The organism is Mycobacterium hackensackense (genome assembly GCF_025822555.1).
Taxonomy (GTDB): Bacteria; Actinomycetota; Actinomycetes; order Mycobacteriales; family Mycobacteriaceae; genus Mycobacterium; species Mycobacterium fluoranthenivorans.
In genome coordinates this window covers 1-13790 of the sequence record NZ_JACKUC010000029.1, presented here as the reverse complement: position 1 = coordinate 13790, position 13790 = coordinate 1, and the positions used below count along the sequence as shown (strand labels likewise).

The 13790-nt window shown below is 65.1% G+C and carries 15 protein-coding genes; 5 read left to right on the top strand and 10 right to left on the bottom strand.

Annotation, left to right across the window (positions count from 1 at the left end; genetic code table 11):
• The first annotated feature begins 6 nt into the window (after nt 1–6).
• The 3 genes from H7J86_RS03125 to H7J86_RS03115 all read left to right on the top strand — a co-directional run bounded on the left by H7J86_RS03125 (nt 7) and on the right by H7J86_RS03115 (nt 2288).
• Nucleotides 7–1113 (top strand): 3-ketosteroid-9-alpha-monooxygenase, oxygenase component, encoded by a 1107-nt coding sequence (locus H7J86_RS03125; protein WP_267290551.1) that lies wholly within the window; start codon nt 7–9, stop codon nt 1111–1113.
• Entirely contained in the window at nt 1113–1853 is a 741-nt protein-coding gene (locus H7J86_RS03120) for an SDR family NAD(P)-dependent oxidoreductase (protein ID WP_267289332.1), read from the top strand. Before H7J86_RS03125 ends, H7J86_RS03120 begins: the two co-directional genes overlap by 1 nt.
• Before the next feature lie 105 nt (nt 1854–1958).
• Nucleotides 1959–2288, top strand: coding sequence for a DUF732 domain-containing protein (locus H7J86_RS03115; protein ID WP_267289330.1), 330 nt, complete (start codon nt 1959–1961; stop codon nt 2286–2288).
• Nucleotides 2289–2292: 4 nt separating this feature from the next.
• On the opposite strand, the gene H7J86_RS03110 is transcribed toward H7J86_RS03115, so the two are convergent.
• The 5 genes from H7J86_RS03110 to H7J86_RS03090 are packed head-to-tail and all read right to left on the bottom strand — an operon-like array spanning nt 2293 to nt 8045.
• Nucleotides 2293–3225: a lytic transglycosylase domain-containing protein gene (locus tag H7J86_RS03110; RefSeq protein WP_267290549.1), complete on the bottom strand. Its 933-nt coding sequence runs from the start codon at nt 3223–3225 to the stop codon at nt 2293–2295.
• Nucleotides 3226–3228: 3 nt separating this feature from the next.
• Nucleotides 3229–4347, bottom strand: coding sequence for an aminotransferase class V-fold PLP-dependent enzyme (locus H7J86_RS03105; protein WP_267289328.1), 1119 nt, complete (start codon nt 4345–4347; stop codon nt 3229–3231).
• Entirely contained in the window at nt 4334–4771 is a 438-nt protein-coding gene (locus H7J86_RS03100) for a hypothetical protein (RefSeq protein ID WP_267289326.1), read from the bottom strand. Before H7J86_RS03100 ends, H7J86_RS03105 begins: the two co-directional genes overlap by 14 nt.
• On the bottom strand, nt 4768–7605 hold the full coding sequence (locus H7J86_RS03095; RefSeq protein WP_372517215.1) for an MMPL/RND family transporter: 2838 nt from the start codon (nt 7603–7605) through the stop codon (nt 4768–4770). Before H7J86_RS03095 ends, H7J86_RS03100 begins: the two co-directional genes overlap by 4 nt.
• Complete coding sequence (locus H7J86_RS03090; protein WP_090357201.1) at nt 7602–8045, bottom strand: MmpS family transport accessory protein; 444 nt, start codon at nt 8043–8045, stop codon at nt 7602–7604. Before H7J86_RS03090 ends, H7J86_RS03095 begins: the two co-directional genes overlap by 4 nt.
• Nucleotides 8046–8226: 181 nt before the next feature.
• Between H7J86_RS03090 and H7J86_RS03085 the strand changes: the two genes are divergently transcribed.
• The gene (locus H7J86_RS03085; RefSeq protein WP_267289324.1) at nt 8227–8706 is read left to right on the top strand and encodes a MarR family winged helix-turn-helix transcriptional regulator; all 480 of its coding nucleotides are present in this window, start codon (nt 8227–8229) and stop codon (nt 8704–8706) included.
• 10 nt (nt 8707–8716) lie between these two features.
• Here the strand turns inward: H7J86_RS03085 and H7J86_RS03080 are convergent, their stop codons facing one another.
• Nucleotides 8717–9085, bottom strand: a complete 369-nt coding sequence (locus H7J86_RS03080) for a SpoIIAA family protein (RefSeq protein ID WP_090356346.1) — start codon at nt 9083–9085, stop codon at nt 8717–8719.
• 30 nt (nt 9086–9115) lie between these two features.
• Nucleotides 9116–9877: a DUF1906 domain-containing protein gene (locus H7J86_RS03075; protein WP_267289317.1), complete on the bottom strand. Its 762-nt coding sequence runs from the start codon at nt 9875–9877 to the stop codon at nt 9116–9118.
• Nucleotides 9878–9988: 111 nt separating this feature from the next.
• Here H7J86_RS03075 and H7J86_RS03070 point away from each other — a divergent pair, with 111 nt between their 5' ends.
• On the top strand, nt 9989–11122 hold the full coding sequence (locus tag H7J86_RS03070) for a glycoside hydrolase 5 family protein (protein ID WP_090356342.1): 1134 nt from the start codon (nt 9989–9991) through the stop codon (nt 11120–11122).
• Here the strand turns inward: H7J86_RS03070 and H7J86_RS03065 are convergent.
• The 3 genes from H7J86_RS03065 to H7J86_RS03055 form a co-directional block, all read right to left on the bottom strand.
• Nucleotides 11093–12016 (bottom strand): alpha/beta fold hydrolase, encoded by a 924-nt coding sequence (locus H7J86_RS03065; RefSeq protein ID WP_267289314.1) that lies wholly within the window; start codon nt 12014–12016, stop codon nt 11093–11095. The genes H7J86_RS03070 and H7J86_RS03065 overlap by 30 nt on opposite strands.
• A 393-nt stretch (nt 12017–12409) precedes the next feature.
• Nucleotides 12410–12793, bottom strand: coding sequence for an ankyrin repeat domain-containing protein (locus tag H7J86_RS03060; RefSeq protein ID WP_090356338.1), 384 nt, complete (start codon nt 12791–12793; stop codon nt 12410–12412).
• Nucleotides 12794–12810: 17 nt separating this feature from the next.
• Nucleotides 12811–13790: GH-E family nuclease (locus tag H7J86_RS03055; RefSeq protein WP_267289312.1), on the bottom strand; the 980-nt coding region annotated here is incomplete at its 5' end.

Genomic DNA, 13790 nt, shown 5'->3' with positions numbered 1-13790 from the left:
GCGCCCATGGAACGCTTCGCGCGCGGCTGGCACTGCATCGGATTGGCCGACGACTTCCGGGACGGAAACCCGCATGCCGTCAATGCATTCGGAACGCGCCTGGTGGTCTTCGCCGATTCGCACGGCGACCTCCAGGTGCTGGATGCCTACTGCCGGCACATGGGTGGCGATCTCTCGCGGGGTTCGGTGAAGGGCGACTCGGTGGCATGCCCGTTCCACGATTGGCGCTGGCAAGGCTCGACCGGCAAGTGCTCCCTGGTGCCGTACGCCAAGCGCACACCGCGGCTGGCCCGCACCCGGCGATGGCCCACCGGCGAGGTCAACGGCCAGTTGTTGGTGTGGCACGACCCCGAAGGCGCCGCGCCGCCGCCCGAACTGTTCCCCCCGACCATCGAGGGATACGACGAGGGGCAGTGGTCACCGTGGTCGTGGAACTCGATCCTCATCGAGGGCTCGCACTGCCGCGAGATCGTCGACAACAACGTCGACATGGCGCACTTCTTCTACATTCACCACGCCTACCCGACCTACTTCAAGAACGTCATCGAGGGGCACACCGCCTCGCAGTTCATGGAGTCCAAGGCGCGTCCGGACACCACAAAGAATTACGAGAAGCTCTGGGAGGGGACGAAGCTGCGCTCGGAGGCCACCTACTTCGGCCCGGCGTACATGATCAACTGGCTGCACAACGACGTCGCCCCCGATTTCACGATCGAGGTCGCCCTGATCAACTGCCACTACCCGGTGTCGCACGATTCATTCGTACTGCAGTGGGGTGTCGCGGTGCAGCTCATCCCGGGCATGCCCGCCGAGAACGCCGCGAAGCTCGCCACGGCGATGAACAAATCGTTCGGCGAGGGCTTCCTGGAGGATGTCGAGATCTGGAAACACAAGAGCCGCATCGAGAATCCGTTGCTCACCGAAGAGGACGGCGCGGTCTATCAGCACCGGCGCTGGTATGAACAGTTCTACGTCGACGCCGCCGACGTCACCAGCGATATGACCGACCGCTTCGAGTTGGAAGTGGACACCCACCACGCCAACGAATTCTGGCACCAGGAGGTCGCCGAGAATCTGCAACAGGCAGCGGGCGTCAAGGCGGACGCCCACTGATGCCGGTGCTGAAGGACAAGGTCGCCTTCGTGACGGGCGCCTCATCAGGTCTTGGGGCAGAGACCGCCCGCCTGTTGTCACGCCAGGGGGCAACGGTTTTCGGTATCGCGCGCGATGCCACGCGGCTTGCGGAAGTCTTCGCGGGCGTGGAGCGCGGCTCGCACGCCGTGGTCGACGTGACGTCCGCTCAGGCCTGCCGCGACGCAATCGAACAGTGCGTCACGCAATGGGGCGGTCTGGACATCCTGGTCAACGTCGCGGGGCGTCACCAGATGCGCCGAACGGAAACGCTCACCGACGAGGACTGGGCCGACGACCTCGCCGTCAATCTCAGTGGACCGTCCTATCTGTGTCGGGCGGCGTTGCCGCACCTGCTCACTCGCGGCGGCAACATCGTCAACGTCGCCTCCATCGCCGGTGTCGAAGGCCAGGCGTACTCGGCCGGCTACTGTGCGGCCAAGCACGGACTGATCGGGCTCACCCGTGCGCTGGCAGTGGAGTACACCGCGGAACGCCTGCGGGTCAATGCCGTATGCCCAGGTGGCATGCTGACCCCGCAGATCGAGCAGTTCAGTCCGCCCGAGGATCCCAACTACGACCTGATCATGCGCACGGCTGCACCGCGCGGCTTGATGCCACCACTCGACGTGGCCAACGTGATCGCCTTCCTCGCCAGCGACGCCGCCGCTGCCGTCCATGGCGCGGTCTACCGCGTCGACAACGGCAAGGGCGCCGGATAGTCGGCGGCTCTCGAACGAAATATCGACGACATTCGGTGCCGGGCCTCCCGATGGTGGTGTACTGGGGAGCGGGGGTACGTCGATACGTGGTGAAGCGGGGGAACCATGAGTGGCACACATTTCGTCCGGGTACTGGCGGCCACGCTCGGTGCCTGCACCTTTCTGGGACTGGCGGCCGGCACCGCGCAAGCCTGGCCGATCCCGATCACGCCGGAGCAGCAGAACTTCATCGACCAGGCCCGCGGTGCGGGATTTCCCGGCGGCGATGATCAGATTCTGATGGCTGGGCAGCAGGCCTGCCGCGCGCTGTACATGCGGCAAGGGGTCCAAGGAGCGATAGACACAGTCGCGGGCCCGAATGGTGCGACACCGGAGCAAGCCGCAGCCCTGGTGCAGGCCGCACGTGGCACCTTGTGCACACAGGCGCCCGGCTGACGCGCTACTGCGGGTGCGCCGTGAGGTATTCGCCCACCGGGATCGGCGCGTCGGCGGCGTAGCCGATCGGTAGCAGTACGTCACCGGCGGTCGTCACGTAGTAGACGTCCCAACGGTAGAAGGTGGGGAACGCCGCCGGGTCGGCCGCCATGGCCGTGGCGTAGTCGTCGACCGCGCGGACGTACTCGTCGGCGTGGTTGTAGCGGAACAGCGCGCGAGCATGGTCGTCGGCAAAACCATTGGCGGCCAGGTATCGACCTGCCGCCATGATGCTGTCGCGCGGGGACCGGATATCACCGTCGCCGTAGGAGGCGAAGGTGGACGGCATGAACTGCATCGGTCCCTGCGCGCCCGCCACACTGTCCCCGGCGATGCTGCCGAACCGGGTCTCCACCAGGTTGATCGCGGCCAGGTAGTTCCACCCCACGCCGGAGGCGGCCTCGGATTCGCGGTAGTAATTCATCAGCTCGTCGGCAGGGGCGGGCGGGACGATGTGCCACGCGGGCACGGTGTCCTTGGGATGCGCCATCGCGGCGAGTTGCCGGCGGGCATCGATATTGCGGTCGTAGCCCTTCAGAAGTTCGGCCGGGATCCGCGGCCGGATGATCCCGTCCCATTCGGGGTGGCGGCCGATGGCCCGGTAGGCCACCTGCTGGCGCCGGGCGGCTTGGCTCAGCGCCGGTTCGGTCGTGGCCGGGTCGTGCAGTGCCCGTTCATCGGTGACCAGGTCGTCGGCCAGCTGCGCCGGATCGGCAGCCAACGGTGCTTGTGCCCCGGGCGCCGTCGTCGTCTCGTCCAGCATGGCGGCACGCGGTGGGGAAGCCGCCGGCGTGGCCGGCGTCGGGACGGATTGTGGTGCGGGAGAAGCGCATCCGATGAGGGTGACGGTGGCGAGCAGCAGGGGCGCAATGACTACCTGGCAGCGACGCACAGCAATAGTCTAGGTGCCGCCGAGGGACTTGAGCGCCGATTGCAGCAGCGCCACGGTCTGCGGTGGTGTCGAGGCGTGTGGCGAAAGCCTGACGTGTTCGCGCCGGATGGTCGCCGCGATGCCCGCCGCCGAGAGTGCGGCACCGACGTCGGGCGCCGGATGGCCGGGCATCGTGAACGCGAGAATTCCGGCGCGCCGCTGCGTCTCGGAGACGATCTGTGCGCCCAGGGACCGCAGTATCTGCTCCAACGCGGTCACTCGTTCGGCGATGCGCGCGGCGATCGCGGACACGCCGGTCTGCTCGACGAGTTCGAGGGCGGCCGCGAACGCACCGGAGGTCACCGGGCTGAGGTGGGTGATCGCCCACCCGGCTGCGGTGGGTTCGGGCGGGTGGACCATCTCGTCGAAGACGTCGGCGTCACGGGCACCCGTCCATCCCGAAAGGATGGGTGCCATGACGTCGAGGGCACGATCGGAGAGCACCGCGAACCCGGTGCCCCATCCGGCGCGTAGCCACTTCTGGCCGCCGACGACGAGCACATCGGCCACTTCCCACGGCTCGTCGGTGATGCCGAAGCCCTGAATCCCGTCGATGACAAGCAGGCGGTCGCCGACGACATCGCGCAGCGCGGCCAGATCTGCCCGATAGCCGGTCCGGAAGTCCACGGCGCTCAGCGCGACGAGCGAGGTGCCCGGTGTCAGTGACCCGGCCACCAGCTCGGGGGTCGCAGGCCCGGAGTCCATCTGCCGTACCGCGAGGCGGCCTGCCTGTTCGGCTCGGCGCCACGGATAGGTGTTGGCGGGGAACTCGCTCGGCGAGATGAGTACCTCGCTGCCCGCCGGTGCGTGGAACGCGGTCTGGAACAAGCCAAGGCTGGTGTTCGGCACCAGCACGACGTGGCCGACGTCGGTCCCGGTCAGCCGGGCGACGGCGGCTTTGGCCCGATTCTCCTGCCGCATCAGGTCATCGACGGTGCCCACGCCTGCGGTGGCAACCCGCTGCAGCAGCTCGGCGGTGGTCTCCCTTACCGCGCGTGAGGGTGGCCCGACCCGCGCGAAGTCGAGGTAGCCGGTCGGTTCGTCGAACTGGCGCAGGTAGTCGTCGAGGATGCCGTCACTCTTCCACACGCTGGGGTGCAAGCTTCGGTAGCCGCCGTTTCAGACCGGCGCTCTTGAGCATCCGGATGCCCAGATTGGTGGAGGTGAACATCGGGATGACACCGAGGAACGTGCGTTCGGAAGGCCGCAGGCCGTGCAGATGCTCGAGGCTGCCGAACACGTAGAAACAGCCGATGCTGAAGATGGTCAGGGGGATGCACAGCGCCAGGAACGACCCGCGATCGGTCACCGCCTGTCGCGCCAGCGTCACCTCCTCGTCGGTCATCGGTTCACGTTTGCGCAGTTTGCGCAGCACCTCGGCGACTCCTCCGACGTCGTCGCTCAACGGCAGGGTGGGCCGTCGCACCAGACGCGCCACGAAGATCGACGCCAGGATGGCGAAGATCATCAAGGCCCCGAAGGAGACGATCGTGAAGGTGGCCCACAGGCTCATCGCCGCACCCCCGCGAAATCGGACGGGGCTCGCAGTGGCCGTGCGCGCACCAGCGTCGGCCACCAGAACCACGGGCCCAGAATCCGGATCAGGCACGGCACGATGAAGGACCGCACGATCAGGGTGTCCAGCAGCAGGCCGATGCACACCGTCGTACCGACCTGCCCGATGGTGCGCAGATCGCTGGTGAGCATCGCCAACATGGTGAACGCGAACACCAGCCCCGCCGAGGTCACCACGCCGCCGGTGCTGCCGAGCGCTCGGATGAGTCCGGTGTGCAACCCCGCGTGCACCTCCTCTTTGACGCGGGCGATCAGCAGCAGGTTGTAGTCGGATCCGACCGCGACCAGGATGATGAACGTGATCGGCAGCACCAGCCAGTGCAGGTGCAGTCCGATCAGGTGTTGCCACACCAGCACCGAGAGCCCGAACGCGCTGGCGAACGAGAAGGCCACCGTGCCGGGAATCACCAAGGCGGCGATCAGACTTCGCGTGATGAACAACATGATCAAGAAGATCAGGATGAATGCGGCGATCGCCACGATCAGCAGATCTGACGCGCCGTATTGCTTGATGTCCTTGTTGTTCGATCCCGCGCCACCGATATAGATGCGCGACCCGGCCAGCGATGTCTCCTTCAGCGCCGCCTTGATGGCGTCGGGGAACTGTTCGACGTGCTCGACACCCTCGGGCCCCATGGCGTTGCCCTCATGCGTGACGATGAACCGCGCAGCCTTGCCGTCGGGTGAGATCATCAGTTTCATCCCGGTCTTGACGTCTTCGTTGTCGAAGGCCTCCCGGGGCATGTAGAAGAAGTCATCGCTGCGGGATGCGTCGAAATCGTTGCCCACGTTGATCATGTCGTCGAAGGTCTGATCGGTCTGGGTGGACTGCAGGTGTGAGGGGCCGTAGGAGTTCACGATGACGGCCTGCAGGGCCTGGGTCTGGTCTCGCTGGATTTTCAGCTGGGTGATCATCTGCGGCATCAGTGCATCGATGGCCTGGAAGTCGGCGGTCGCGTTGGCGATCTGGGCGTTGAGTGCGTCGATGCCGTCGAGCCCGTCGAACAGCGACTTGAAGGCGTAGCACACCGGAATGTCGAAACAGTGTGGCTCCCAGTAGAAGTAGTTCTTCAGCGGTCGCATGAAATCGTCGAGGTTGGCAACATCGGAGTTGACCTCGTCAGTGACCTGCTGCAGATTCTCGAAGGTGAGCACGGTGCTGTGCAGATCGTCGGCCATCTTCTGGGTGAGGTCGATCGTCTTGCCCAGCGTCGCGACGGTGTCCGCCTGGATCTGAGCCTGTTTGTCGGTATCGCCGTTGGCCTGCTGGTTGAACGGCAACTGCTGGCCACTGCCGCTGCCCTGGGTGGTGAACAGGTACGGAATGCTGGCATGGTCCAGCGGCCGGCCCAGCGGCCGGGTGATGCTTTGCACCATCGCCACGCCGGGCAGCCGGATCAGCGCCTTGGCCACCCGGTCCAGCGAGATGAAATCGGCGGAGTTGCGCAGGTCGTGGTCGGACTCGACCATCAGCATCTCGGTGAACAGCTTGCTCGGGGCGAAGTGCCGGTCGGAGGCGGCGAACCCCTGGTTGGCGGGTGCGTCGGCGGGTTGGTATGTGCGGTCGTCATAGCTGACCCGATAGGTCGGCACGAAGACCGCTCCCAGCATGACGACGGCGCAACTTGCGGCCAGAATCGGCACCGGCCAGCGCACGACGCTGGCCGCGATCCGGCGGTAAAGATGGCCTCGGACAACCCGTTTCGGGTCGAACAAACCGAAGAGGCTGCCGACGGTCAGGATGGCCGGGCCGAGCGTCAGCGCCGCCGAGATCGTCAGCAGCATGGCGATGGCGACCGCCGGGCCCATGGTGTGGAAGTAGTCCAGTCGCGCGAAGCTCAGGCAGAAGCCGGCGCCGGCGATGGTCAGGCCCGAACCGATGATGATGGGGGACACGCCCTGGTATGCGGTGTAGTACGCCTGCTCGCGGGTCTCGCCGGCCTGGCGGGCTTCGTGATAGCGGCCCAGTAGGAAGATGCCGTAGTCCGTTCCGGCGCCGAGCGTCAGCGACACCACCATGTTCACGGCGAAGGAGGACAACGGGATGACACCGAAGTGCCCGAGCGTGGACACCACGCCCTTGGCGATCAGCATCTCGAACAGCACGCTGGCCAGCGGCACCAACACGGTGCTCGGGGAGCGGTAGACGATCAGCAGCATCGCGATGATCAGGAAGATCGTCACGATGGTGATGTTGTTGAGGCTGGAGTTGGCGATCGACAGGGTGTCCGAGGCCAAGGGTGCCGCGCCGCTGACGTAGACCTTGAGCCCCGGCGGCGGGGTGTCCTCGGCGACGATGTGCCGCACGGCGTCCACCGATTGGTTCGCCTGGATCTGGCCGATATCGCCGGCCAGCCGCAGCAGCACATACGTCGCTTTACCGTCGACGCTCTGGGCGCCGGCCGCGGTGATCGGCTTGCCCCACAGGTCCATGACGTACTGCACGTGCCGGGTGTCGTGCTGCAGGCGCTGCACCAAGTCGTTGTAGTACCGGTGATCCTGCTCGCCCAGCGGATGGTCGGCTTCCAACACCACCATGGTCAGGCTGGTGGAGGTGGATTCCTGGAACTTCTCGCCGATGTGCAACATCGCCACCTGCGACGGTGCGTAGGTCGGGATCATCGGACCGGCCAGTTCGGCGGCCACATCCTCCACCTTGGGGATGAAGGTGTTGGTGGTGACCGCGACCAGTCCCCAGAAGACGATGATCGGGATGGCCAGCAGGCGGACCGTCCGCGCGAAGAACGGGCGCTTGGCCTGATGTGCACTCACGCGGACTTCACCCGGCAGGTGACATCTGCGTTCTCCCGGGTGGCCGACTGCTCATCGCGGACCACACCGTTCACCAGCATGCGGCAGCCGACCTGGCCGCCCTTCACCTGTGCCGAGATGCTGCCGGACACGACGGTCAGCGTCGTGGTCTCGGTGTGTGACCATGGCAGTTCGGCGATGTCGACCCGGTGTGGATGGGCGTCCAAGTCGACGTAGACCAGCATGCCGCCGCTACCCAGGTCCCCGAACAACTCATAGGTGAGCTGTTTGGGGGTGAACTCCTCGGGAGCCTGCGGACCGTTGACCGCGATCACCGGTCCGGGGGCGGAGCTCTGGTGCACCTTCCACATGCAGACGGCGCCGACACTGACGGCGATGACAGCGACCAACGGTAGCCAGGCCCGCTCCAAGACAACCCTGCCGACCGAACGCTGGCTCACTCGCACACCCCGATCCATGCCGCGGCCTATCCGCGCGCATCGAAATCTATATCGCATATGGGATCTAAAATTGTTCCGACGGGCAACGCGTGCGGCGGGATTCACAGGCCATTGCCAGAAAACCTGGGATGTCGACGTTTCCGCACCGTAAATTAAATCCCGATCATGATATAAATGCCAGGTGGTGGCCACTCCGATCGGCGATGACGCGGCAGCAGTGTCGGCGATGATCGAGACGAGCACCGACCTGATGTGGCGGTACCTGGTGGACCGCGACAGTCTGAGCGCCAGTGCGACCCTGGTACTCAACCGGCTGGACCGCGAGGGCCCGATGCGGCTGACGGCACTGGCCGAGGCCGAGGGATCCAGCCAATCGGGAATGACCCAGCTGGTGCAACGCATGGAGCGTCAGGGTCTGGTGGAACGCTGGAGTGATCCCGAGGACGGCCGAGTCTCGTTGGTGATGGTCGGCGCCGCCGGCCGGGAATTATGGGCCGGGCGCAAGGAGGTGCGTCTTGAGCGCATCGCCGATCTGCTGGACGGCCTGTCAGAGGACGACCGGGCGGCGTTGTGGCTGGCCGCCCGGGTCGCGTCACGGCTGCTGGGGGAGATGCGTGAGCTCGCCGACATCCGGTTGGAGCGCCACGCGGGCGAGCGCTAAGCCCGCTGCGCTATTCGGCAGCCCACTGCTTGGCCTGGTCTAATTCGTCCAACCCGAAGATCGCAAGCTCACCGGGGACCATCCACGCCAGGGCGTGCAGGGTGTGCTTGACCCACTCCTTGTCGGACACCACCGCGATCCGCTTGAACGCCGAATGATGCTGCAGCAGCGTGCCAAAACCCAACTTCAGATCCGCGGCCAGGCCACCCGGGCCGAACCCCGCATAGTCCGCTGCGATGACCTCGACAATCCGGATCTCGCCGGCGTCGCCGAGTTGTGCCATGGTCGGCTGGAAGGCGCGTAAGTCGTCTCCGCTGATCCGGCCGGACACCCGGATCCCCGTCACGCCGTCGGGCATATCCTGCAATACCTCAATCATGTTAACTCCCATCCAATTTGGGGTGCGATTTCACCGTGCCAGATCCCACTGGCCGAAATCGGGCGCCAGCACCTGGTCCTCGTCGACATGGGTACCGCCCAGCGGAGCACCCAGGTCTGTGCCGGCGACGATCACCGACTGATACAACACCGCCGCCGTGACCCGCTCACCTCGTGACCAGGCTCGGGTCTGCCAGGCCCACCGGTGGCCGACGGTGCTGGAGTACCCGATCACGCCGTCGGCCATCGCCCATGTGCATGCCCGGGCGTGACCATAGATGCCGGTGCGGGCCACGCCCAGAACCGCGTTGATACCGTGGAACCATTGCAGTGCAGTGCTTTTCCAGGTGGCCGCGTCGATGTCCTCGTCGACACTGAAGAAGATCGGCGCCGAGTCGGGGCCGCCGGCAGCCGCATGCAGGCGTAACGCGGTCTGGGCGTCGGCCACGCCACCGTCGTAGCCGCGGGTGTAGTCCGACGGGTCGGGCCAACCAGGCTTACCGTACTGAAAATTGCTCACGACGTGTAGACCGGCCGCACGGAGGGAATCGGCATAGGGTCGCGTGACGGGCTTGAAATCGAAGTTCGCGCCCGGCCGGGACTCGGACACGAAGACCACGGCGCCGGCGTATCCAGCGGCGGCGATCTGGTCGGCCGGGACCAAGCGCTGTGCAAAGTCTATGAGCGTGGCGGCATCTGCCTGTGCGAGCGCGGCGGGCGTAACGGCGAGGGCCGGCGCAGCGAGTAAGTACCGGAGGATTTCACGGCGAGCGGGGTACCGCACGCCTCGCATCTTACGGACGCTTCCGGGGGCGGGCGTCCGGTTATAACGATTCCCACGCCCATTGGTTGCTATTCGGTAAGCGAGGCGGATTACAGAGTGTTGGCAAACTATGGTCGCCAAGTGGATCGTCGTACCGCCCTCAAATTGCCCCTGTTCCTGGCTGCCGGCGCTGCGCTGACCCAAATACCCCTTGCCTCGGCAGATTCCGCGCGGTGGACCGCTGATCGCGCCAATGCCTGGTACAAAGCTCAAGATTGGCTGGTAGGCGCCAACTACATCCCGGCAAACGCGATCAACCAGATCGAGATGTGGCAGTCAGGCACGTACGACCCGCGCCGCATCGACGGCGAACTTCGCGTCGCCCAGCAGATCGGCTTCAACACCATGCGGGTGTTCCTGCACGATCAGCTGTGGGTACAGGACCGTCCCGGCTTCGCGCGCAAGCTCGCGCAGTTCGTCAGCATCGCGGCCAGCCACGGCATCAAACCGCTGTTCGTGTTGTTCGATTCCTGCTGGGACCCGCACCCCAAGCTGGGACCCCAACATGCGCCCGTTCTCGGTGTGCACAATTCCGGCTGGGTGCAGAGCCCAGGTGCAGCGCTGCTGGGGGATCAGCAATACCGGAAAGTGTTGGTGGACTATGTCACCGGCGTGATCGGCCTGTTCCGCAACGACACCAGGGTCTTGGGCTGGGACCTGTGGAACGAGCCCGACAACCCGGCCAAGGTCTACCGCACATCGGAGCGGTCCGACAAGGTCGCGCTGGTGACGGCGCTGCTGCCGCAGGTGTTTCAATGGGCGCGGGCGGCCAACCCGGTCCAGCCCTTGACAAGTGGTGTCTGGCAGGGGAGTTGGGCGCCGGGCAAGCTCAGCGATATGGCACGCGTCCAGCTGGACAACTCCGATGTCATCAGCTTCCACTCGTATGGAAAGCCGGCAGACTTCGAGGATCGCGTCAACGAGCTGGTACCGCTGGGGCGTCCCCTGCTGTGCACCGAGTACCTGGCCCGACCCGAGGGCAGCACCATCGAGGCCATCCTGCCGATCGCCAAACGCCGCAATATCGGCATGTACAACTGGGGCCTGGTGGCGGGAAAGACGCAGACCTACTTCCCGTGGGATTCCTGGGACCGCCCTGACGCGGCCGAGCCCAAGCTGTGGTTCCACGACCTGCTCTACCCCGATGGCCGCGCCTACCGAGCCAGCGAGATCCAGACCATCCAGTCACTCACCGGGCGGGTCGGCCAGACCTAGCTGGGCCAGGTAGTCCAGGATCGCCACCGTCACGGCTTCGGGCTTGTCCACCTGCAGGAAATGTCCTGCGCCCGGGATGATCTGGACCTTACTGCCGTCCGGTAGTTGTTTCTGCGCGCGCTCCAGGTAGCCCACCTGCATACACCCGTCCTGGTCGCCGTGGAGCAATAACATCCCGACGCGGGGGAGGTCCAGTCGGTAACGGTGCAGATGCCGGTAGGGCGCCGTGGCGGGCGTAAAGCGGGCGTTCGCCCGGTAGTACGCGACGGCGGCCCGGCGGTGCGCCGGCGTGGGCAGCGCGGCCAGCGTCCTGGCCACATCGCCGCCGACATCGGCGTGCCGCGGCGACCAGTCCTTCCACAACCGCGGGATCACCCGCTCCAGCACCCGCTCCGGCAGGAACGGAAGCTGGAAGAACAGGATGTACCAGCTGTTGCGCAGCTGGATCGCTGCCATCTTCGCCGTCCGGGCCAGGCCGAACGAGGAGCTGGCGATGACGCGGATCGGCGGCAGCGCCATCGAGATATGCGCGGCGAACGGCGAGTCGGGGTAGGCGGCCAGCGCGTTGGCGGTCCAGCCTCCCCAGTCGTGACCGATCAGCACGGCGTCCGCGGGAGCCCCGAGCGCGGCGTGCAGATCGATCAGGTCGGACATGAGTGCGCCCAGGTGGTAGTCCCCGTCGGGCGCGGGACCGGTCGGGGCGTAACCCCGGGTGAACGGTGCGATGACGTGAAACCCCTTGTCGGCCAACGCCGGTGCCACAAGACGCCAGCTGTGCGCGCTATCGGGGAAGCCGTGTACACACAAGACCAGCCTGCCGTCGGACGGGCCCCACTCCAATGCCGTCATGCGCAGGTGCGGCAGGTCGAGTTCCAGGACACGAGGGTCGGCCATTTGCTGACCATACAAGATCTGTGATGTGTGTTGTCGCGGTCTTGCGGAGACGCCTTCGCGTTCATGGACGCTGTAGGTTTCAATTTTCCATGGCGGATTCCAAAACAAGATGGCGGATTCTGGCGGATCCGCCACCGATTTTGGAATCTCGATAGTCCAGCTAGCAATTGCTGCTATCGGTGCTCCCGCGGCGGGGAGATCGAGACCTCGCTGGAGGGCGCTTACACGGGCGGCGCCGTGCGAGTGAATGTCCGATCGGCCGGCGACAGCGCAGATCCGAGACACGGACTGTGAGACGAGAACTGAGACACCGTGACCCTGCAAGATCCCAAGGAGGAGTGGCGCCGATGGGGGTGCCTCGGTTCTCTAGAAATGAGACACGGGTGGGCGTACTTATTCGTAGGTGATGCTTTTGAACACAGATAGGCAGGCGTTCTTCTGGTAGCGCTGAGCCTCACTTAAGGGACTGTGGCCGTGGTAGTTCTCGAGGGTGGGACTAGCGCCGTGATCGACGAGAAGACGGACAAGATCGTCTGTGTCCTCTTCGTAGACAGCGCGGTTCAACGGTGTGTTGCCCCATTTGTCTTGGGGATCAACATGAGCGCCGGCTTCCAGAAGCGCTTTCGCTGCGTCATAGTTCTTGTTGATGGCGGCCATGTGCAAGGGGGTGAGTCCGTCGGCGTCGGGTTCGTTGACGTCGAAACCTTCACCGATCGTGTCACGAACACTGTCCTGGGTTCCTCGGACCGCTGCTTGGTGCAAAGGTGTGCGAGCCATGAGAAAGCTCCTTCCGTCTAGCCCTTGGGTTTGGGATGGTGTTGGCTGCTCTTCTTTTTCTTCTTCTTGCTGTTGGACCTCTTCTTGTGTGAACTGCCGTTGTCGTGATGCTCCTCGCCTTGTGACGAGGATCGGGTGTTGCTCTGGTTTGCTTCCTGAGCTGACTGCCGGGCGGCATCACGCTGGCTGTTAGTGCTCTGCCTGACGCTGGTCTCCTGGATTTGGCGTTGTTGGGCTGCACCTGTCGGTCGGGTCTCGGATTTGATGTTAGCCAGACGTCGCTGGGCAGTGGGGTCCTGCGCCAGCTTCGGATTGGTCTGCATGTTCTTCTGCAGCCAATCTTTGTAATCGTCATACATGTGACTGGCGCTGCGCGGGCTCTCATACTGGTGAGACCGGTTCGAGCCTGGAGCCTCCAGCCGATAGTGGCTGGGATCGTTGGACCACTCAAGCTTCTCTCGACGCGACAACCCGTACTGAGTGACCATGTCGTTGGTGGTCTTCTCCTCGAAACCAGGCTTATGTCCGACATCAGGGGTGCCATGAATCGGTTCACGAGTGTTTGGATCGATAGGAAGTCCGGTATCTGGGTCCCGCCGCGCAGCGGCATGGATGTCTGCTTTGGTGTCCTTGCGAAGGGGCGCCCGGCTGGTGATATCGGTGGTCAGACGTCGGTCGGCGGCAGCCGGGGGCAGCGGGTGAGCAAGCTCGCCGCCAGGAACAACGTCTGCAGACGGCGGTGCGTTGGGTGCTTTCGGGGTGTCGACGCCGGGCAGGGGTGGTTTGGCTGCTGCCGGTGCGGCGGCGATGTCGTTGGCCAGTTGCGTGGGCGGGGTGGGGGCTTCGGTGGCGGTGTCGATGACCTTTTTGGCGGTGTTGGCGAGGTCATCGGCGTGGGTGGCCAGTTCTTCGGTGGCCTTTTCGGCGACCTCTTTGACCGCGGCCTTCGCCGCGCCTTGTGGGGTGACCATCGACGCCACCCCCAGTACCGTGGACC

What these genes read in the sequence shown, in the direction of transcription:
- H7J86_RS03115 (WP_267289330.1), top strand. Translation starts at nt 1,959, where the DNA reads ATGAGTGGCACACATTTCGTCCGGGTACTGGCGGCCACGCTCGGTGCC.
- H7J86_RS03080 (WP_090356346.1), bottom strand. Translation starts at nt 9,085, where the DNA reads ATGATTGAGGTATTGCAGGATATGCCCGACGGCGTGACGGGGATCCGG.
- H7J86_RS03120 (WP_267289332.1), top strand. Translation starts at nt 1,113, where the DNA reads ATGCCGGTGCTGAAGGACAAGGTCGCCTTCGTGACGGGCGCCTCATCA.
- H7J86_RS03060 (WP_090356338.1), bottom strand. Translation starts at nt 12,793, where the DNA reads ATGGCTCGCACACCTTTGCACCAAGCAGCGGTCCGAGGAACCCAGGAC.
- H7J86_RS03125 (WP_267290551.1), top strand. Translation starts at nt 7, where the DNA reads ATGGAACGCTTCGCGCGCGGCTGGCACTGCATCGGATTGGCCGACGAC.
- H7J86_RS03075 (WP_267289317.1), bottom strand. Translation starts at nt 9,877, where the DNA reads ATGCGAGGCGTGCGGTACCCCGCTCGCCGTGAAATCCTCCGGTACTTA.
- H7J86_RS03065 (WP_267289314.1), bottom strand. Translation starts at nt 12,016, where the DNA reads ATGGCCGACCCTCGTGTCCTGGAACTCGACCTGCCGCACCTGCGCATG.
- H7J86_RS03100 (WP_267289326.1), bottom strand. Translation starts at nt 4,771, where the DNA reads ATGAGCCTGTGGGCCACCTTCACGATCGTCTCCTTCGGGGCCTTGATG.